Here is an 18,336-nt window from a genome sequence, read left to right on the forward strand (position 1 = left end):
GCTGCGAGCGCAACGATTGGTGCTCATCCAACCAACCAAGTCAGGAGCTACATCATGTTGAAGATCGACAACCTCGCTGTCAGCAAAGAACTCGGCCGTGCTGAAATGGGCGCCATCGTCGGCGGTTCCAGCATCTTCCAGAACAACGGCGTCAACGCCAACGTCAACGGCGGCTTCTCGTTCGCCAGCCCGCAGACCAACGTCGCGCCCGTCACGCAAGTCGATGCCTCCCAACACACCGACGTCGACGTGAAGAACATCACCAAGTCGCTCGCTTCGGTCGGCAGCCTGCTTGGCGGCGTCGCACTCTGATTCCCCATCTCATCGCAATCATCCACGCATCCGGAGAACCATCATGTTGAAGATCGAATCCCTCGCAGTCAGCAAAGAACTCGACCGTGAAGAAATGGGCGCTATCGTCGGCGGCTCCAGCATCTTCCAGAACAACGGCGTCAACGCCAATGTCAACGGCGGCTTCTCGTTCGCCAGCCCGCAGACCAACGTCGCGCCCGTCACGCAAGTCGATGCGTCGCAACATATCGACGTCGACGTGAAGAACATCACGAAGTCGCTCACCACCGTCGGCAGCGAAATTCTCGGCGCGAAGCTGTAAGCATCATCCCTCGAAGGGAGAAGGAACCGACGACGTTTCCTTCTCCCTCTCGTCATTGTTCCGAAGGCCGCACGCGCGCAATGCGCGGATTGACCAGGCCGCTCCTCTTTTGGCTTTTTTCCGCTAAGGCAATCGCCTGCAAGTGGCTTTGTCACCAGCGTTGTACGGCGCGTGCGTGTGATATCGACTGTTTCACTGAGCCCGTCGCATTCGCGTACGCAGACCGTCGGTCGTGCGCCGACATGTTCGGCGATCTGTCATCGCGCAGCCGACGAATCGATGCGCCGCTCGTTCGTGAATGATGCTGTAGATGCCCGGTGAGCCTTGCTATTCAATGGATCGGCCTAACCGGACAACATCCGGACGCTTCTGGCACAGCTCTCGCATATGGAGATGCGAGCGCAACGATTGGTGCTCGTCCAACCCAACCCGTCCCAGGAGAAACATCATGCTGAAGATCGAAAACCTCGCCGTTAGCAAAGAACTCGGCCGTGCTGAAATGGGCGCCATCGTCGGCGGCGCGAGCATCTTCCAGAACAACGGCATCAACGCCAACTACAACGGCGGCTTCTCGTTCGCCAGCCCGCAGACCAACGTCGCGCCCGTCACGCAAGTCGATGCTTCGACGCACACCAACGTCGACCTGACGAACGTGACGAAGACGCTTGATTCCGTCGGCAGCCTGATCGTGGGCGGAAAGCTGTAAGGCATCGTCTACAAGGGGAGAAGGGACAACGCTGCTTCCTTCTCCTTGCTTCTCTTCGCTGTACTCCCTTCCTGCCGGTTCTTCCTTCCCCAAGTTGCGACCCAACGCTCGATGCGAGCGCCGTTCGTCTTTTTCATCGATACTTCGTATTCCATAGTTTCGTCTCTCTTCTTGCGGCGTGAAACGTGTCGCGTGTCTGATTACCTTGCGTGTTCGCCGGCTCCAGACATGTTTCGAGTATCTGTCTTTGGACGGCCGACAGCCGGCGACCAATAGCGACCTGGACTGCGCGTAGCGATCTGCTTTGAGTACCTCGATTTTGTATGTCGATCAACGACTTGCATTAACCGAACAGATCCTCTAGTAGCCGCTGGCACAGCCCTCGCATATGTAGCTGCGAGCGCAACGATTGGTGCTCATCCAACCAACCAAGTCAGGAGCTACATCATGTTGAAGATCGACAACCTCGCTGTCAGCAAAGAACTCGGCCGTGCTGAAATGGGCGCCATCGTCGGCGGTTCCAGCATCTTCCAGAACAACGGCGTCAACGCCAACGTCAACGGCGGCTTCTCGTTCGCCAGCCCGCAGACCAACGTCGCGCCCGTCACGCAAGTCGATGCCTCCCAACACACCGACGTCGACGTGAAGAACATCACCAAGTCGCTCGCTTCGGTCGGCAGCCTGCTTGGCGGCGTCGCACTCTGATTCCCCATCTCATCGCAATCATCCACGCATCCGGAGAACCATCATGTTGAAGATCGAATCCCTCGCAGTCAGCAAAGAACTCGACCGTGAAGAAATGGGCGCTATCGTCGGCGGCTCCAGCATCTTCCAGAACAACGGCGTCAACGCCAATGTCAACGGCGGCTTCTCGTTCGCCAGCCCGCAGACCAACGTCGCGCCCGTCACGCAAGTCGATGCCTCGACGCACACGAACGTCGATCTGACCAACGTCACGAAGTCGATCGATGCGGTTGGCAGCGTGCTCGGCGGCGTGAAGCTCTAAGCCCTCACACAGCCATTCACGTCATCAGGAGAGACATCATGTTGAGAATCGAAAACCTCGCGGTCAGCAAGGAACTTGGTCGCGCTGAAATGGGCGCCATCGTCGGCGGCGCGAGCATCTTCCAGAACAACGGCATCAACGCCAACTCGATCACGGGCTTCGCGTTCGCGAGCCCGCAGATCAACGTGGCGCCGGTGACGCAGGTCGATGCATCGCAGTACACCAAGGTCGATCTGACCAACGTGACGAAGTCGCTCGACGCCATCGGCAGCCTGCTACACGGCGTGAAAGCGTGAAGAACTGAAGCCGCACCGTCGACGGGAGAAGGAACAATTGTGCTTCCTTCTCCTTTCTTCACTACTTTGCGAGCGCAACTGCCTCGCGCTGCGCGATGAAATCCGCGGCAATGCCGTTATACGCAGCCGGAACGACATCGTGGATGTCACCCGCCTTCACCAGTTCACCGTGGTACAGAGCCCCGTCGTACTCGATATGAATCATGCTGTTCGGCGCGGGCTGCAGATAGCGATAGCCGCCCAACGATTGGATGGCCCCTCCGGTCCTGGCCTGGATCTCCTCCAGAGACGCAAACGGATCCTTCCCCTTTGTCAGGTTCGCCCACAAGTGCGTGGTCACGACCGTGTACGGCAACTGATAGATGATGGATCCCTTCGGCATCGGCGATTTGTCGGCGGCAAGCAGAAACGGCAGTCCGTTGATGGCCGGACCCTCGTCCTTGCGAATGGCATCCGAGATCGGCAGACCCGATACGTCGTCCAATTTGATCGTGATTCGCTCCAAGGCCGTCGACATGCCTCGCATGCCGAGCTCATAACCTTGCGATAGCTTCTGGAAGATCTTCGAGTTCGAACCGAAATGGATGTAGGGGGTCGATCGCGACGTGAACGCACCTTCCGCCGTGATATACAGCTGCGTCTCATAGTCTTGCGTATATGCGCCCGCTATCGTTGTGGTCTCTGCGATGAAGTTGTCGTCGCTATCACTGTCGACGTAGAACCGGGTTCTGCCCGAAGCGACGGGCGTGTAGCCTCCGCTGCCGGGATAGTTCGCATCGAACTGATAGAAGCCGCTGCCGCTGTCCTTCAAGAAGATGCTGTTGAAGAAGCTCGCGGCCGCACTGGATGATGTGGGCGCGTCCGATGAAGTCGATGCCGTATCCGCCGAATTCGACGATGTCCCTCCCGTCGCCCCGTTGCCGTTGTTCTCGACAGCCGAGAGTCCGCTGCCGCTTCCGCCTCCACATGCGGCGAGCGCGAGCAGCAGTCCGGCAGTGAGCGCCTTCGCTGTCGAATGAATCGACGCGAGCGTCAGACTCTTCTCGTTGGCCATGTTTTCTCCTTTGTTATTTGGGCCGCAGTGTCTTGACCATGCAATGCAGCCCGAGGTCGATCGCGCGTCAGAATTGCGCGGTCATCTGAAATCCGACCGTCACGCGCGATGTCTCGAGTGAAGACGGCTTGTAAATCGGCGTGCCCGCGAAGAAGTCATAGCTGAACCCAGCGTACTTCGACGGAATGCCGCCGCGAACGCCGATCACCGCGCCGACGAGCTGCGTGCCCGCGAGAAACTCGGTATTCGGGCCGAACACGCGACCGTAATCCACGCCGACGTAGAGCGACTGGCGCGTCTGTCCGATCGGCATCTGCAATTCGTTGCGCCAGTAGAAGCCTTTTTCTGCGGCCAACATTTGTTCGCCGTCGAAGCCGCGCACGGTGTAGCGGCTGCCGATCGTCAGGTCGTCGATGTAGTAAAGCTGATCGTTGGTGTATTGCCCGTGTACGGTCGTCACGTAGCGGAAGCTTTGCTTCGCAATGGCAAACGGCATCGACAGGTTCATATCCAGCACGGCCATCTTGAAGCGGTAGGTCGGTGCGCGCGTGGATATGGAGTAAGGATCCGGTTCCGGATCGGGTCTCGCGCCCAGACCACCGATGCCTTGGCGATATGCCAATGTCGCGTCGAACTGTGCACCGCCGAAGTAATGTCGATCGGTCAGTCCCAGTTCGAGGAAAGTATTGTTGCGTCGTTGTAGCTCGATCTCCGTGTCTTCGATGAAGCTCGCACCGAAGCGCTTCGAGAGTTGCATATAGCTGCTGAGCACGTCGCTCTGGCTGCGGCGCAGCACGCGCTGCAGTTTGAGCCCCGCGCTCTGCGAATTGCCGCTCGACACGAACGATTGGTTCACACCGGCGATCTGCTGATAGTAAGTGTTCGTGTTGCCATACAGCGTCGCGGTCCAATAGCCCCATGGGATCGAGTAGGAACCGTTGAAGCCGTGCGAGCCCAAAGTCTTGTCGTCGAAGTACAGGTCCTGATTCGCGCCTACGCTCAGGATGTCGTTCAGTCCAAGAAGATTGTCGATGCCCAGGCTGACGTTGCCTTGCCACTTGCCGGTTGCACGGCTGCCGGAGTTGTCGACAGAGGCGACGAACGTCCAAGGCTTGGCGCGCTTGACGGTGATGACGACATCGCTCTCACCGGGCGAGCTGGTCGGATCGACCTTCATGTCGACGTCCTGGCTCGCGACGCGCTTCATCTGCTCGAGGCCTTGCTCGAGATCGCGCAGGTTCAGCACGTCGCCGGGACGCGCCGGAAAAGCGGTCTTCCATGTGCCCGACGTGTTGGGATCGGCAAAGCGCAATTCGCGGATCACGCCGGGGATCAGAGCGAACTTGAGCGTGCCGGTCGACAGGTCCTGTTCGGGCAGCAGCACACGCGTCGTGATCAGTCCGCGGCTCAGGATTGCCTGCTGAAGCGCCTTGGTCAGTACGTTCACGCCGTCCTTGCCGATGCATTGACCTTTGTAGTGGTCGAGCCACTCGCGGGCGAACGCGAACGGATCGAGCGGCAGCGATGATGCGCCCTGCTTCCGAATCGGCTCGGGCAGCGTTTGCGGCACATCGCGCTCGAAGGCGTCGATGCGAAAGCACGGCGTCTCTGAAGGAAGCAACGGATATCGCTTCTCGTCAGGGATTTCCGAGCGCAAGGCCGGCGCTCGAATCGCCGATTCGCGTTGCTGTGCCTCGCGTTGTTGCTGGATTTGCTGATCCTGTATCGCATTCGCGCGCGCGGCGGCGGCTTCGTCTGTGAATGGAATTTGCTGCGCATTTGCTGCGAGCGACATCAGGGCTGTGAACGACAGAGCCGCAAGCCTTTTTCGGTAAATCATCAACTAACTTCTAGGTCTGAATGGAACAAAAAAACCGTCGCGGGCGGCGACAACATCCATACGCCAAACCCGAGCGACTTACCCGACCAAGGCCGAGCAGAACGCCGCTGCTGATGCGTGTGTCGGACGTGGAGAGAGCGTCGTCATTACCATGAACGACGCTCATGAGCGCCTGAACCCGGCCCGGTGAATGAGCCGTGCTCTGATTAACTACGATCCGTCCTTTTACTTTTTCTTCGTCTTCTTGGACGACCGACGGAAACTTCTTACTATCGCCGTCTCCGTCGTGGCCGTAAATAATCCTTTCCTGATCTTTCCATTCAATCAGAAAAAGATTGTGACTATCGTTGGACCATTTCAATACGGGTCAGATGTTGAGAGTCATTCCGTCGTGCTGTCGGCTGCGGTGCGGCCTCGCGCGTCACGCCGACGGCGACTATCCGTAGGTCAATCAGCAGGCGGAGATTCTGGCCGGCGAAGGCGGCTGTAACGTCAATGTGAAGGGCAACATCGATCTGAAAGGCGCGGCGATTGCAAGTGCCGCGGACGCATCGCAGAACAGCTTGAGTACACTGGCACGCTGACGTACAGCGACATCGAGGGCCGTGATCACGGATCTACGTGATCACGATCAAGCGCATACAACACGCGTTCTGCGCGCCGAAGCTCGCGCTGCCTCCGCTTGACTAATCGTGAACCCGCCGCCCGTGCTGCTCCGATGCGCGCTGCTCGTGGTCACATCCTGCACGCTGACGATGTTCAGATCACCAACGTCCGACACGCGCCGCGTTGCCGAGTCAGAATCCCTTTTTTGCTGATGCGCCAATGACCTGCATCGGTCTTGCGCTGCCCGCATTGACGCTCGTATTCCGCTGCGCCGCGAGCGTGCCACCGTTCGTCAGCGCGCCGGATGTAGCGACGATCACGTCGCGCTGAGAAACCCATCGACTTTCATCAAAAACAGCCCCGCAGCAGCCGATCCGCGCGCCGATTTCCCACCCCAGTTATCATCGGTTCCACCTCTCGTCCGAGCGTGAAACCATGAGCACACTTCCCTACCGCAGCGCCCTCATCGTCGGTGCCGGGCCAGGCATCAGCGGCTCTCTTACGCGGCGTCTGCGCGCCGAAAACATTCCGGTTGTCATCGCGGCGCGCAATGTCGAAAAGCTCGCGGCGCTCGTCGATGAAACCGGCGCCATCGCGCTACCCGTCGATGCATCCGATGCCGGTCAGATGGAAACGCTCTTCGCCCAGACCGAAGCCCGCATCGGCGCGCCGGAAATCGTCATCTACAACGCGAGCGGGCGCGTGCGCGGACCCATCCCGGAACTCGATGCCGAAGAAGTCGCGCAGGCTGTCGCCGTCTCGGCGCTCGGCGCGTTTCACGCCGTCCAGCAGGCCGCGCGCCGCATGATTCCCGCCGGCAAAGGCGCGATCCTGCTGACGGGCGCGACGGCGGGCGTCAAGGGTTTCGCGCTGTCCGCGCCCTTCGCGATGGGCAAGTTCGCGTTGCGCGGCCTCGCACAAAGCGCCGCGCGCGAACTGGCGCCGAAGGGCATTCACGTCGCGCATTTCGTGATCGACGGCGGCGTGCGCGCCGAACATCGCGCCGATCCGCCCGACGCGCCGGACAGCACGCTCGATCCCGACGCCATCGCGCAAACCTATCTCGATGTGCTGCGCCAGCATCGCAGCGCGTGGACGTGGGAAATCGAGCTGCGGCCGTGGGTGGAGAAGTTCTGAAGCGTCACGCGCTCGCGGCGAGCTGGCCGATCCGCTCGGCCATCGCGCGGTCGACGGGCGTGTAGACGATCATGCCGAGATCCGGCCGGCCATCGACGGAAAACGCCGAATATTCCAGCTCGACCGATCCGAGCGCCGGATGCATCAGACGCTTGATGCCGCCGCCTTCTTCGTGGCTGTGGACGTCGTTGTCGCGCCAGAGCGCGTCGAATTCGGGACTCGCGTGCCGAAGCTCTTCGACGAGCTCGCCGACTTCCGACACCAGCCCCGCGCGCGCCACATCCGCCCGGAACGCGCCGACGACGAAGCGCGCGACGCTGTCCCAGTCGTGCTGCCGCGCGCGGACATCGGGATTGCGGAACAGGAATCGCAGGATATTGCGCCCGCCGGGCGGCAGCGTGCCGTAATCGGTCAGCACGACGGCCGCGGCGCGATTCCACGCGACGACATCCCACGTCGGCGTCTTGACGATGGCCGGGCTGGTCTGCAGCGAATCGAGCAGACGCTGAAGCCGCGGACTGACGCCATCGGCGGACCGGTAACGGACTTCCGGCGGCCGTCCCAGCCCGAGCATGAAGAGATGCTCGCGCTCGGCATCGGTGAGCAACAGCGCGCCGCAGATGCGCTCCAGCACATCGGCCGACGGCGCGCCGCCGCGTCCCTGCTCGAGCCACGTGTACCAGGTCGGACTGATGTTCGCGCGCTGGGCGACCTCTTCGCGGCGCAGGCCGGGCGTGCGGCGGCGTCCGGCGAAACCGAAGCTCGCCGGATCGAGACGCGTGCGCCGGCTGCGCAGAAAATCGCCGAGCGATCTGGCCGTATCCACGGATATGAAACCCTGTTAGTCGTTTTAATAGGATGACGTCACTACTTTAACGGGATAAAAAAACGTCGGATAGTGAGCGCCATTCGACCAGGGAGCTTCACCATGCGAATTTTTCTGACGGGCGCGACCGGCTTCATCGGCTCGGCCTTGGTGCACGAATTGATCAACGCGGGTCATCGGGTGATCGGCATGACGCGCTCGGATGCGGGCGCGCGGGCGCTCGAAGATGCCGGCGCCGAAGTGCATCGCGGCACGATGGAAGATCCGGAAAGCCTCGCGCGCGGCGCGGCGCTGGCGGATGCGGTCATCCACACGGCCTTCGATCACGACTTCTCGCGCTTCGTCGAGAACTGCGAAAAGGACAAGCGCGCGATCGCCGCGCTCGGATCGGCGCTCGCGGGCACGAATCGTCCGCTCGTCATCACGTCGGGCACCGGCATGGGCAGCGGCGAGCACGGCGAACCGGCGCGCGAGGACGTCTTCAACACGCGTCATCCGAATCCGCGCATCGCGTCCGAGCTGGCGGGGAACGCGCTGCTCGATTCCGGCATCAACGTGTCGGTGGTGAGACTGCCGCAGGTTCACGATCCGTTGAAGCAGGGTCTCATCACGCCGCTCATCGGCATTGCGCGCGACAAGGGCGTCGTCGCTTATGTGGGCGATGGCGGCAATCGCTGGCCGGCGGGCCATGTCTCCGATGCCGCGCGGCTCTACCGGCTCGCCGTCGAGAAGGCGGAAAGCGGCGCGCGTTATCACGCGGTCGGCGAGGAAGGCATCGCGAGCCGCGCGATTGCCGAAGCGCTCGGACGCGGGCTGAAGCTGCCGGTCACGTCGATTTCTCCGGACGATGCAGCCGCGCATTTCGGCTGGATGGCGATGTTCGTCGGCCTGGACATGCCCGCGTCGAGCGCGCTGACGCAGGCGCGCCTCGGATGGAAACCGACAGGCCCGACGCTCATCGCCGATCTGGACGAAGCGCGCTACCCCTGACGCGTTTCGTTTGGCGCAAATGCCCCCGAAACTGTCATTTCCGACAATAGCCGGAACGCTCGGAATTGCCTAAAGTGATCGGCATTCGATCACCTTTCGCAACCGGAGCCGATATGATCCGCCCGACCCACGCCGCACTCGACCGCCCGATCTGGACCGCGCTGACCACGAAGCAGGCGCATCTCGGCCTCGGCGACACACTCGCGCGGCGTTTCCATCCGGATGTCGCGCCGTTCGGGGCCATCGCCTCCGATACACCCGATGCCTGGCGCGCGCTGCACGCGCTGCTGCAACCCGGCGAACACGTCGCGATGCTCTCGGCGGGTGCGCTCGCGGACATCGGCGCATTGGACGCGGAGCGCGTCGGCACCATCCATCAGATGATCGCGACGTCGCGTTTCACGCGAAGCATCGACGACCGCGACGTGATCGCGCTCGGCGCTGCCGATATCGACGCCATGCTCGCGCTCGTGCAACGCACGAAACCCGGTCCGTTCGGCAGGCGCACGCGCGAAATGGGTCGCTACATCGGGATTCGCGAGCAAGGCGAACTCATCGCGATGGCGGGCGAGCGCATGGCCATCGACGGCCATGTGGAGATCAGCGCGGTGTGCGTCGATGAACGTTGCCGCGGACGCGGCCTGGCCGGACGGCTCATGAACATCCTGCGCAAGGAAATCGGCGAGCGCGGCGACACGCCGTTTCTGCATGTCTTCAGTCACAACGAAAGCGCCATCGCGCTGTATGAACGGCTCGGCTTCGAGCTGCGTCACGCGTTCACGTTGATGCGAATCAGCCGCCCGATGAAATAAGCATTCACTTGCGGCGAATGCGCAGGTGCCCGCATTCCAGCGCAATGTCGTAATTCTTCTATCCGCGCGAGCCGGCTTTCGATGGAATACGGGACAGTCACGCGTTCCCGCAGCAACCCGCTTCTCTCTTACATGGGTACCATCATGTTCAATCGCGCAGCCAGCACCGTTGAAAACGTCGATCCGGAACTCTGGGCGGCCATCACGAATGAAAACCGACGCCAGGAAGATCACATCGAGCTGATCGCGTCGGAGAACTACACGAGCCCGGCCGTGATGGCCGCGCAAGGCTCGCAGCTCACCAACAAGTACGCGGAAGGCTATCCGGGCAAGCGCTATTACGGCGGTTGCGAATATGTCGACGTGGTGGAGCAGCTCGCGATCGATCGCGTGAAGGAGCTTTTCGGCGCCGAAGCCGCGAACGTGCAGCCGAATTCCGGCTCGCAGGCCAATCAGGGCGTGTTCTTCGCGATGCTCAAGCCCGGCGACACCATCATGGGCCTGAGCCTCGCGCACGGCGGCCACCTTACGCACGGCTCGCCGGTCAACATGTCGGGCAAATGGTTCAACGTCGTGAGCTACGGTCTCAACGAAGCCGAAGACATCGACTACGAAGCGGCCGAGCAACTCGCGAATGAACACAAGCCGAAGCTGATCGTCGCGGGCGCGTCGGCGTTTGCGCTGAAGATCGATTTCGAGCGTCTTTCGAAGATCGCGAAGAGCGTCGGCGCGTATCTGATGGTCGACATGGCGCACTATGCCGGCCTGATCGCGGCGGGCGTGTATCCCAATCCGGTGCCGCACGCCGATTTCGTCACGACGACCACGCACAAGAGCCTGCGCGGCCCGCGCGGCGGCGTCATTCTGATGAAGGCTGAGTTCGAGAAGCAGATCAACTCGGCCATTTTCCCGGGCATTCAAGGCGGTCCGCTGATGCATGTGATCGCCGCGAAGGCCGTCGCGTTCAAGGAAGCGCTGTCGCCGGAGTTCAAGGAATATCAGCAGCGCGTGGTCGACAACGCGCGCGTGCTGGCCGAAACGCTCGTGAAGCGCGGTCTGCGTATCGTCTCGGGCCGCACGGAAAGCCATGTGATGCTTGTCGATCTGCGCGCGAAAAAAATCACCGGCAAGGCCGCGGAAGCCGCATTGGGCGCCGCGCACATCACGGTCAACAAGAACGCGATTCCGAACGATCCGGAGAAGCCGTTCGTCACGAGTGGCGTGCGCCTCGGCTCGCCCGCGATGACCACGCGCGGCTTCGGCACGAAGGAAGCGGAGATCGTCGGCAACCTGATCGCCGATGTGCTCGAAAGCCCGGAAGACGCGGGCAACCTCGAACGCGTTCGTCAGCAGGTCGCGGAATTGACGAAGCGCTTCCCCGTGTACGGCTGATCTGAACCGGTTATAGGCGTCATCGGCGGGCTTCGCTGTCTTCGTGCAGCGAAGCCCGCTTTCGCTTGACATCGACGTCTGGTTTATTGGACACTCCGTCCACTATGCTAGATACCGCCAAGCGTTCCGCTGAAGCCGACATCAACCAGCGCATCGCGGATCGCGTCCGCGAGTTGCGTGCCGCGCGCGGCTACACGCTGGACGCGCTCGCGGCGCGCTGCGGCGTGAGCCGCTCGATGATTTCGATGATCGAGCGCGGCGCGGCCAGCCCGACCGCCGTCGTGCTCGACAAGCTCGCGGCGGGCCTGGGCGTATCGCTCGCGAGCCTTTTCGGCGGGGAAGCGGAAGGCGCGCCCGCGCAACCGCTCGCGCGGCGCCGCCAGCAATTGAAATGGCGCGATCCCGAATCCGGCTATACGCGCCGCAATCTATCGCCTGCGGGCTGGCCGTCGCCGTTTCAGCTCGTCGAAGTGGACTTTCCGCCGGGCGCGCGCGTCGCGTATGAAACCGGCGGACGCGAATCGAACATGCACCAGCAAGTCTGGGTGATGAGCGGACGCATCGACATCGTGATCGGCGACGAGCTTCACGCGCTTCAGCAAGGCGACTGCCTCGCGATGCGCCTCGACCGCCCGCTCATCTTCAGCAACCCGGCTTCGAAAGCGGCGCGCTACATTCTCGCCATCGGCGACGCGTCCGCCAACTGATTCATCTTCAGCCTGAACGGATATCGAATGAACACCACCGATCCGCACGACGACGTGCGCCTCATCGATTGCAACGAGGCCGAACACGCGCCGGCCATCCTCGAGATACTGAACGAAGCCATCGTCAACTCGACCGCGCTGTACGACTACGTGCCGCGCCCAGCAGAAGCCATGTCGACGTGGTTCGCCGCGAAACGCGCGGGCGGCTTTCCGGTTGTCGGCGCCGTCGATGCGTCGGGCAAGCTCATGGGCTTTGCGAGCTGGGGCACGTTCCGCGCGTTTCCCGCCTACAAGTACACCGTGGAGCACAGCGTCTATGTGCATCGCGATTGCCGTGGCCTCGGGCTCGGCGAGCGGCTGCTGCGCGAACTGATCCGGCGCGCGCGCGAAGCACAAGTGCATGTGCTCGTCGGCTGCGTCGATGCGACGAATGCGGGCAGCATCCGCCTGCATACGCGGCTCGGCTTCACGCATTCGGGAACGATCACCGAAGCCGGGTTCAAATTCGGCCGCTGGCTGGATGCGGCGTTCTATCAGCTCAAGCTCGAAACGCCCGTCGCGCCGGTCGACGGCTGACGCATAACATCAAGTAATGGAACGCGGAAAATAAAGCGCGTTGACGGTGTTTATGGGCGATCCAATACTTCGCTCATCGCCAACGCACTCTTTTTCGCGCCATGAATTCCGTCGACAGAATTTTTGCTCCCGCGGTCGATCTCGACGATCGCCTCGCCGATGCCGCCACCTGGGAACATGGCGGCAAGCTATGGCCGAGCGGCGAGCAACAGACGCTGACGTGCCGCCGCGTCGTCGACGAAACGCACGATATCAAGAGCTTCGAATTCCGCACCGCCGACGGCCTGCCCGTGCGGTTCGAACCGGGCCAGTTCATGACGGTGTCGGCGAAGGTGCAAGGGCAATCGGTCGAGCGTTGCTACACGATCTCCTCCGCACCGACGCGCCCGTTTTTGCTCTCGATCACGGTGAAGCGCGTGCCGGGCGGAACGATGTCCAACTGGCTGCACGACAACATGAAGCCCGGCAGCGACCTGCGTGCATACGGTCCTTCCGGCGCTTTCACGCCGAGCGTCGCGCCCGCGACGAAATCGCTGTATCTGTCGGCGGGATCGGGCGTCACGCCGCTCATGTCGATGACGCGCGCGAGCATCGACCTTGGGCTGGATCGCGACATCGTGTTCATCCACAGCGCGCGTACGCCTGCGGATATCGTGTTCCGCGATGAACTCGCGCGATTCGCGAAGCTCTCGCCGCGCCTGCGCGTGTTCTTCGTGTGCGAAGGCATCGGCGACGAGACGCAGTGGCAAGGTCCGATCGGCCGTCTCAGCCTGCAATTGCTGTCGCAATGGGCGCCCGACTATCTGGAGCGCGAGGTCTTCACGTGCGGCCCCGTCGGCTACATGAGCGCGGTGCGGACGTTGCTTCGCGAAGGCGGTCACGATCCGGCGCGCTATCACCAGGAAAGCTTCGATATCGGTGCGGGCGTCGCGCCCGCGCCTTCGCCGAACGAAGCCGGCGATGCGCAGGCAACCTTCACCGTGAAGCTGTCGCGCTCGTCGAAATCGTTCACGATGAACGCATCGCAAACGGTGCTGTCGGCGGCGAAGAAGGCGGGCGTCGCGGTGGCGTCTTCGTGCAGTCAGGGCATGTGCGGGACGTGCAAGACCAAGGTGCTCGAAGGCACCGTCGACATGAATCACAACGGCGGCATTCGCGAAAGGGAAGTCCAGAAGGGATTTCGCCTGTTGTGCTGCAGCCGTCCGACTTCGGACCTCGTACTGGAACTGTGAGGAGACGCGCACATGGCGGTCGAAGACCCGGTGCGGACGATGCGCGATGTCAGAACCTATCGGCTCGCGCGCGTGCTTGCGCAATTGAAGCGACACGAATGTCCCGCGATCCTGCTGTACGACCCCGTCAATATCCGCTATGCGACGGACACGTCCAACATGCAGATATGGACCGCGCGCAATCCGTCGCGCTACATCATGGTGTTCGCGGATGGCCGCATCGTCGCGTGGGAGTTTCATAGCTGCGAGCACGTTTGGGACGGCATCGAGTTGAACGTCGAAATGCGCGGCGCGGTGAGCTGGATTTATTTCAGCGCGGGCCACGAAGCGGAAAGCCGCGCCGAAGCGTGGGCGAACGAAATCGTCGATGTGTTTCGCGCGCACGCGCGCGGCGACAGCCGGCTCGCGGTCGACCGGCTCGATCCGATCGGCTCGGCGCTGCTCGTCAATCGCGGCCTTACCTTGCTCGACGGTCAGGCGATGATGGAAGACGCCCGCGCGATCAAGTCGGCGGGCGAACTCGTGCTGATCGGCGAATCGCTGCGCGCGTGCGAGGCCGGTATCGAACGGATGCGTCGCGAGCTTCGGCCCGGCATGACCGAGCAGGAGCTATGGGCGCATCTTCACTTCGAGAACATCCGTCACGGCGGCGAATGGATCGAGACGCGGCTGCTCGCGTCCGGCGAGCGCACCAATCCGTGGATGCGCGAATGTTCGTCGCGCGTGCTGCAAAACGGCGAACTGCTTGCCTTCGATACCGACATGGTCGGCCCGCACGGCTACTGCTCCGACATTTCGCGCACCTGGACGGTGGGCGACACGCGTCCATCCGACGAGCAACGCAAGCTGTACGAACTGGCTTATTCTCAGGTGCATTTCAACATGGACCTGCTGCGTCCGGGCATGACCTATCGCGAGTTCTCCGAGAAGGCGTGGAAGATTCCCGCGCCGTACGTGAAGAACCGGTATAGCTGCATCGCGCATGGCATCGGCATGGTCGATGAAGCGCCGGCCATCGCGCATCAGGTCGATTGGGACAGCGCGGGCTATGACGGCGTCTTCGAAACGGGGATGACGCTGTGCATCGAAAGCTATATCGGAGCGGAAGGCGGATGTCAGGGCGTGAAACTGGAGGAACAAGTGGTGCTTACGGAGCACGGCTGCGTGCCGCTCACGGCATGCAGCTTCGAGACCGACTGGTTGTGACGGAGAGCGCTTCATGATTCGTCGTGCGCAGAACGTGGCGGCTTACATCGCCATCGCGGAGAAGCTGTTTCAATCGGAGAAGCTGCCGGAAGCGGGACGTCGCGTCGCGGCGCGCGTGTTCGAGCGGTTGCAGACGCCATCCGACGATGGCGCGCGGCATCGCACGCGCTATCCCGCATGCGAATGGCTCGACGCGACGCTCGCGCCTTTCATCGACGATGACACCGGCTTCGGCACCGCCGCGCGCGCGATCAAGGCGCTCGAACCCGATCTCGGCTGGTCGCGCCGATCATCGGGCGTGAACGGTAGCGACGGCTATATCGATGCACACGTGCACGGCATGATCTGCGGTCCCGGCGGCGCGGAGAGCCGTTATGACGTGCAATTGGGCTTTTCGCTGATGCTGCCGCATACGCGTTATCCGGATCACAGTCATCCGCCCGAGGAAGCTTATGTGCTGTTCACGCCGGGTGAGTTTCGGCAGAACGGCGGAGAATGGCGCGATCCGGGCATCGGCGGCGGGATTCATAACGTGCGGAATAATCCGCACGCGATGCGGTCGGGTGATGTGCCGTTTTTCGCGATCTGGTGTCTGTTGACGAGGGAGGGGGATTAGGCGGCTTTCGAAGCCCCGCCCAGCGGGGCTTCGCTCACCTCACTTCCCCGGCGTCAACACAACCCTGAACCGCGCCTTGCCGCTCATCATCCGTTCATACGCCTCGCCCGCGCGCGACAGCGGATATTCCTCGATCATCGGCTTCACGCCCGACAGCGCGCTGAACGCGAGCGTTTCCTGCGAGTCCGCCGCCGTGCCCGACGGCCAGCCCTGCACCGAGTTGCGCCCCATGATGAACTGCGTGATCGGCACCTCGACCGGCTCTTCCGATATCCCGACCATGATGAGCTTGCCGTTCAGCCCCAGCCCGCCGATGGTCGCGCTCATCGCCTTGCCGCTCGTCGCCGTCGCGAGTATCACGCGCGCGCCGCCGAGCGCCTTGAGCGCGTCGGCCACGTTCTGCGATTCGCTGTCGATGTAATGATGCGCGCCGAGTTGCTTCGCGAGCGGCGCCTTGTCCTGTCCGCGCGCGATGGCCACCGTCTGGAAGCCCATCTTGCGCGCGAACTGCACGCCCAGGTGACCGAGCCCGCCGATGCCGAGCACCGCGACCACATCGCCCGCGCGCGCGCCGCTGTTGCGCAGCGCATTGAACGTGGTGATGCCCGCGCAAAGAAGCGGCGCGGCATCGACGTCGGAGAGATCGTCGGGCATACGCGCGAGCGCTTCCTGCGGCGCCACCATGTATTCCGCGTAGCCGCCGTCATAGCTGATGCCCGGCACCAGCGCGCGCTGGCAAAGCACGAAGTCGCCGTGCCGGCAATGCTCGCAATGGCCGCAATGCCCGCCGTGCCAGCCCACGCCGACGCGCTGACCCTTTTCCCATCCTTCGACGTCCGCGCCGAGCTTCTCGATCACGCCTGCGATCTCGTGTCCCGGCACGCGCGGAAATTGCAGACCCGGCCAGAGTCCTTCGACGGTCAGCGAATCGCTGTGGCAGATCCCGCACGCCTGCACCTTGATGAGCACGTGTCCGGCGGGCGGTTCCGGCACATCGCGCTCGACGACTTCCAGCGGACCATTCGCTTTCGTTACCTGCACTGCCTGCATCGTTGGCATCGCTTGCTCCTTGTCATGGAGAAACACGCGCGGCGCACCTCGCGCGCCGCAATCGGATGAGACGGCCCGGTCAATCGCACTCCCGAGCGCATCGTCGAGAAACGTCGGAGATTGCGATTGTGACAGGGTTCCGCCCGATGCATCGGCCGCGCGTCCATGCGCGCGCTGACCGCGATGCGCCGCCTTTACGCCGAACGCAGCGGACGGAAGCCCGCGCGAACTTCATCCGTGAAGGCTTGCGGCTGCTCCCATGCCGCGAAATGCCCGCCTTTCGCCAGACGGTTGTAGTGAATCAGCTTCGGATACGCCTTCTCCGTCCAGCTTTGCGGCGCGGCATAGATCTCGTCCGGAAACACGCTCACCGCCACCGGAATCGCAACATGCTTCGGCGCGAAGAAGTTGAGCTTGTTTTCCCAGTACAGCCGCGCCGATGAAACGCCCGTGTTCGTCAGCCAATAAAGCGTGATGTTGTCGAGGATGTCGTCGCGCGTGAGACCCTCCGCCTGTCCGTCGAACACACGCGCGATAAGCGCCTGGCTCGCCGCGTCGTGATCGATCATCCATGCCGCGAGACCGATCGGCGAATCCTCGATGCCATACAGCGTCTGCGGCCGATTCGCCATTTCCTGCGCGTAGCCGAGGCCGTGTTTGTAGAAGTAATCGAGTTGATCGAACGCGTGCTTTTCATCGCCGGCCAAACCCGCGGGCGCGGGATTGCCGTACTTCAGCGCGTTGGCGATATCGTCCGGCACCGTCGCCGGCATGTTCGTGTGCATGCCGATCAGTTCCGGCGGCGCGATAAGCGCCATCTGCTCGGTCACCGCGTTGCCCCAGTCGCCGCCCTGCGCGACATAGCGCGTGTAGCCGAGCCGCTGCATCAGCGCGATCCATGCGCGCGCGATGCGCTGCGGGTCCCAGCCGGTCGTCGCCGGCTTGCCGGAAAATCCGTAGCCGGGCAGCGACGGAATCACGACATCGAACGCATCCGATGCATTGCCGCCATGCGCGGTCGGATTCGTCAGCGGATCGATGATCTTCAGTTGCTCGATGATCGAGCCGGGCCAGCCGTGCGTGACGATCATCGGCAACGCGTTCGCATGTTTCGAGCGAACGTGGATGAAGTGGATGTCGAGTCCGTCGATCTCGGTGACGAAGTTCGGCACCGCGTTGATCCGCGCTTCGACCTTGCGCCAGTCGTAAGCGGTCGACCAATGGCGCGCGAGTTGCTGCATCGTCGCGAGTTGCACGCCTTGCGAGGCATCGGCGACGGTTTCGCGTTCGGGCCAGCGCGTCGACTGCACGCGCCGCTTCAGATCGGCGAGTTGCGCATCCGTTGCGTGGACGCGAAGCGGGCGAATCGCGGTCTTGTCGCCGCTCTTCACTTGCACGATGTCCGCCGTGCTCTGGATCGAATCGGCGAATGCGACGCGGCTCAATGCGCTCGCCGCGATGCTCGCCGCCGCGACGCCGATGAAATGACGGCGCGAAGCCGTCCGGAGAGGAAGATCGTTCGACATGACAAGCTCCTGAATGCGTGTGCGAGGAGGAGCGATGTGTGCCGCAACGAATCAGAATCACTGAACCGCACTTGCAGGCCGCCGTTCGGCAAGCCTGGGATCGTCACCGCCTCGATGCGCCGCGAAGGGTTTTCGCAGCAGGTGA

Annotated in this window: 20 protein-coding genes; 15 read left to right on the plus strand and 5 right to left on the minus strand. The window is 62.5% G+C overall.

The genetic code is table 11. The annotated features are described in order from the left end of the window. Positions 1-54: 54 nt before the first annotated feature. The 6 genes from QCE49_RS18245 to QCE49_RS18270 all read left to right on the plus strand — a co-directional run bounded on the left by QCE49_RS18245 (position 55) and on the right by QCE49_RS18270 (position 2,621). Positions 55-312: a hypothetical protein gene (locus QCE49_RS18245; protein WP_250458684.1), complete on the plus strand. Its 258-nt coding sequence runs from the start codon at positions 55-57 to the stop codon at positions 310-312. Positions 313-355: 43 nt separating this feature from the next. Further along, positions 356-613, plus strand: coding sequence for a hypothetical protein (locus QCE49_RS18250; RefSeq protein ID WP_008346268.1), 258 nt, complete (start codon positions 356-358; stop codon positions 611-613). Positions 614-1,061: 448 nt separating this feature from the next. Continuing rightward, the gene (locus QCE49_RS18255) at positions 1,062-1,319 is read left to right on the plus strand and encodes a hypothetical protein (protein WP_008346266.1); all 258 of its coding nucleotides are present in this window, start codon (positions 1,062-1,064) and stop codon (positions 1,317-1,319) included. A gap of 447 nt (positions 1,320-1,766) precedes the next feature. Next, positions 1,767-2,024 (plus strand): hypothetical protein, encoded by a 258-nt coding sequence (locus QCE49_RS18260; RefSeq protein ID WP_250458684.1) that lies wholly within the window; start codon positions 1,767-1,769, stop codon positions 2,022-2,024. 43 nt (positions 2,025-2,067) lie between these two features. Then, positions 2,068-2,325: a hypothetical protein gene (locus tag QCE49_RS18265; protein ID WP_008346263.1), complete on the plus strand. Its 258-nt coding sequence runs from the start codon at positions 2,068-2,070 to the stop codon at positions 2,323-2,325. Positions 2,326-2,363: 38 nt separating this feature from the next. Continuing rightward, on the plus strand, positions 2,364-2,621 hold the full coding sequence (locus QCE49_RS18270; protein WP_008346261.1) for a hypothetical protein: 258 nt from the start codon (positions 2,364-2,366) through the stop codon (positions 2,619-2,621). A 61-nt stretch (positions 2,622-2,682) separates the two neighbouring features. Here QCE49_RS18270 and QCE49_RS18275 read toward each other — a convergent pair whose 3' ends face one another. Continuing rightward, complete coding sequence (locus QCE49_RS18275; protein ID WP_250460531.1) at positions 2,683-3,675, minus strand: hypothetical protein; 993 nt, start codon at positions 3,673-3,675, stop codon at positions 2,683-2,685. 67 nt (positions 3,676-3,742) lie between these two features. After that, positions 3,743-5,515, minus strand: coding sequence for a ShlB/FhaC/HecB family hemolysin secretion/activation protein (locus QCE49_RS18280; RefSeq protein WP_250460529.1), 1,773 nt, complete (start codon positions 5,513-5,515; stop codon positions 3,743-3,745). 1,041 nt (positions 5,516-6,556) lie between these two features. Here QCE49_RS18280 and QCE49_RS18285 point away from each other — a divergent pair. Beyond that, positions 6,557-7,258: an SDR family NAD(P)-dependent oxidoreductase gene (locus QCE49_RS18285; RefSeq protein ID WP_250460526.1), complete on the plus strand. Its 702-nt coding sequence runs from the start codon at positions 6,557-6,559 to the stop codon at positions 7,256-7,258. Between the two features lie 4 nt (positions 7,259-7,262). On the opposite strand, the gene QCE49_RS18290 is transcribed toward QCE49_RS18285, so the two are convergent. Next, the gene (locus tag QCE49_RS18290; protein ID WP_008346252.1) at positions 7,263-8,084 is read right to left on the minus strand and encodes a helix-turn-helix transcriptional regulator; all 822 of its coding nucleotides are present in this window, start codon (positions 8,082-8,084) and stop codon (positions 7,263-7,265) included. Between the two features lie 102 nt (positions 8,085-8,186). Between QCE49_RS18290 and QCE49_RS18295 the strand changes: the two genes are divergently transcribed. The 8 genes from QCE49_RS18295 to QCE49_RS18330 all read left to right on the plus strand — a co-directional run bounded on the left by QCE49_RS18295 (position 8,187) and on the right by QCE49_RS18330 (position 15,615). Beyond that, positions 8,187-9,074 (plus strand): SDR family oxidoreductase, encoded by an 888-nt coding sequence (locus QCE49_RS18295; RefSeq protein WP_250460516.1) that lies wholly within the window; start codon positions 8,187-8,189, stop codon positions 9,072-9,074. 113 nt (positions 9,075-9,187) lie between these two features. Next, positions 9,188-9,886 carry a GNAT family N-acetyltransferase gene (locus QCE49_RS18300; protein WP_250460514.1) on the plus strand — a complete coding sequence of 233 codons (699 nt, stop codon included), beginning with the start codon at positions 9,188-9,190 and terminating at the stop codon, positions 9,884-9,886. A 144-nt stretch (positions 9,887-10,030) separates the two neighbouring features. Continuing rightward, positions 10,031-11,278, plus strand: a complete 1,248-nt coding sequence (gene glyA / locus QCE49_RS18305; protein ID WP_008346246.1) for a serine hydroxymethyltransferase — start codon at positions 10,031-10,033, stop codon at positions 11,276-11,278. Between the two features lie 104 nt (positions 11,279-11,382). Beyond that, positions 11,383-11,985, plus strand: a complete 603-nt coding sequence (locus QCE49_RS18310) for a helix-turn-helix domain-containing protein (RefSeq protein WP_250460513.1) — start codon at positions 11,383-11,385, stop codon at positions 11,983-11,985. Between the two features lie 27 nt (positions 11,986-12,012). Continuing rightward, entirely contained in the window at positions 12,013-12,561 is a 549-nt protein-coding gene (locus QCE49_RS18315; RefSeq protein WP_008346242.1) for a GNAT family N-acetyltransferase, read from the plus strand. Between the two features lie 101 nt (positions 12,562-12,662). Further along, complete coding sequence (locus QCE49_RS18320) at positions 12,663-13,793, plus strand: hybrid-cluster NAD(P)-dependent oxidoreductase (RefSeq protein WP_250460511.1); 1,131 nt, start codon at positions 12,663-12,665, stop codon at positions 13,791-13,793. Between the two features lie 12 nt (positions 13,794-13,805). Then, positions 13,806-14,999 (plus strand): Xaa-Pro peptidase family protein, encoded by a 1,194-nt coding sequence (locus tag QCE49_RS18325; protein WP_250460509.1) that lies wholly within the window; start codon positions 13,806-13,808, stop codon positions 14,997-14,999. Positions 15,000-15,012: 13 nt separating this feature from the next. Then, on the plus strand, positions 15,013-15,615 hold the full coding sequence (locus tag QCE49_RS18330; RefSeq protein ID WP_250460506.1) for a dimethylsulfoniopropionate lyase: 603 nt from the start codon (positions 15,013-15,015) through the stop codon (positions 15,613-15,615). Between the two features lie 39 nt (positions 15,616-15,654). On the opposite strand, the gene QCE49_RS18335 is transcribed toward QCE49_RS18330, so the two are convergent. Together QCE49_RS18335 and QCE49_RS18340 are read right to left on the minus strand one after the other, a co-directional pair. Then, complete coding sequence (locus tag QCE49_RS18335) at positions 15,655-16,674, minus strand: alcohol dehydrogenase (RefSeq protein ID WP_008346234.1); 1,020 nt, start codon at positions 16,672-16,674, stop codon at positions 15,655-15,657. A gap of 185 nt (positions 16,675-16,859) precedes the next feature. Continuing rightward, positions 16,860-18,191: an epoxide hydrolase family protein gene (locus QCE49_RS18340; protein WP_008346232.1), complete on the minus strand. Its 1,332-nt coding sequence runs from the start codon at positions 18,189-18,191 to the stop codon at positions 16,860-16,862. Positions 18,192-18,336 lie beyond the last annotated feature (145 nt).

Source organism: Caballeronia sp. LZ008 (assembly GCF_031451435.1).
In the GTDB taxonomy this organism is placed as follows: domain Bacteria; phylum Pseudomonadota; class Gammaproteobacteria; order Burkholderiales; family Burkholderiaceae; genus Caballeronia; species Caballeronia zhejiangensis.

What these genes read in the sequence shown, in the direction of transcription:
- QCE49_RS18245 (WP_250458684.1), top strand. Translation starts at nt 55, where the DNA reads ATGTTGAAGATCGACAACCTCGCTGTCAGCAAAGAACTCGGCCGTGCT.
- QCE49_RS18250 (WP_008346268.1), top strand. Translation starts at nt 356, where the DNA reads ATGTTGAAGATCGAATCCCTCGCAGTCAGCAAAGAACTCGACCGTGAA.
- QCE49_RS18255 (WP_008346266.1), top strand. Translation starts at nt 1,062, where the DNA reads ATGCTGAAGATCGAAAACCTCGCCGTTAGCAAAGAACTCGGCCGTGCT.
- QCE49_RS18260 (WP_250458684.1), top strand. Translation starts at nt 1,767, where the DNA reads ATGTTGAAGATCGACAACCTCGCTGTCAGCAAAGAACTCGGCCGTGCT.
- QCE49_RS18265 (WP_008346263.1), top strand. Translation starts at nt 2,068, where the DNA reads ATGTTGAAGATCGAATCCCTCGCAGTCAGCAAAGAACTCGACCGTGAA.
- QCE49_RS18270 (WP_008346261.1), top strand. Translation starts at nt 2,364, where the DNA reads ATGTTGAGAATCGAAAACCTCGCGGTCAGCAAGGAACTTGGTCGCGCT.
- QCE49_RS18275 (WP_250460531.1), bottom strand. Translation starts at nt 3,675, where the DNA reads ATGGCCAACGAGAAGAGTCTGACGCTCGCGTCGATTCATTCGACAGCG.
- QCE49_RS18280 (WP_250460529.1), bottom strand. Translation starts at nt 5,515, where the DNA reads ATGATTTACCGAAAAAGGCTTGCGGCTCTGTCGTTCACAGCCCTGATG.
- QCE49_RS18285 (WP_250460526.1), top strand. Translation starts at nt 6,557, where the DNA reads ATGAGCACACTTCCCTACCGCAGCGCCCTCATCGTCGGTGCCGGGCCA.
- QCE49_RS18295 (WP_250460516.1), top strand. Translation starts at nt 8,187, where the DNA reads ATGCGAATTTTTCTGACGGGCGCGACCGGCTTCATCGGCTCGGCCTTG.
- QCE49_RS18300 (WP_250460514.1), top strand. Translation starts at nt 9,188, where the DNA reads ATGATCCGCCCGACCCACGCCGCACTCGACCGCCCGATCTGGACCGCG.
- glyA (WP_008346246.1), top strand. Translation starts at nt 10,031, where the DNA reads ATGTTCAATCGCGCAGCCAGCACCGTTGAAAACGTCGATCCGGAACTC.
- QCE49_RS18310 (WP_250460513.1), top strand. Translation starts at nt 11,383, where the DNA reads ATGCTAGATACCGCCAAGCGTTCCGCTGAAGCCGACATCAACCAGCGC.
- QCE49_RS18315 (WP_008346242.1), top strand. Translation starts at nt 12,013, where the DNA reads ATGAACACCACCGATCCGCACGACGACGTGCGCCTCATCGATTGCAAC.
- QCE49_RS18320 (WP_250460511.1), top strand. Translation starts at nt 12,663, where the DNA reads ATGAATTCCGTCGACAGAATTTTTGCTCCCGCGGTCGATCTCGACGAT.
- QCE49_RS18325 (WP_250460509.1), top strand. Translation starts at nt 13,806, where the DNA reads ATGGCGGTCGAAGACCCGGTGCGGACGATGCGCGATGTCAGAACCTAT.
- QCE49_RS18330 (WP_250460506.1), top strand. Translation starts at nt 15,013, where the DNA reads ATGATTCGTCGTGCGCAGAACGTGGCGGCTTACATCGCCATCGCGGAG.
- QCE49_RS18335 (WP_008346234.1), bottom strand. Translation starts at nt 16,674, where the DNA reads ATGCCAACGATGCAGGCAGTGCAGGTAACGAAAGCGAATGGTCCGCTG.
- QCE49_RS18340 (WP_008346232.1), bottom strand. Translation starts at nt 18,191, where the DNA reads ATGTCGAACGATCTTCCTCTCCGGACGGCTTCGCGCCGTCATTTCATC.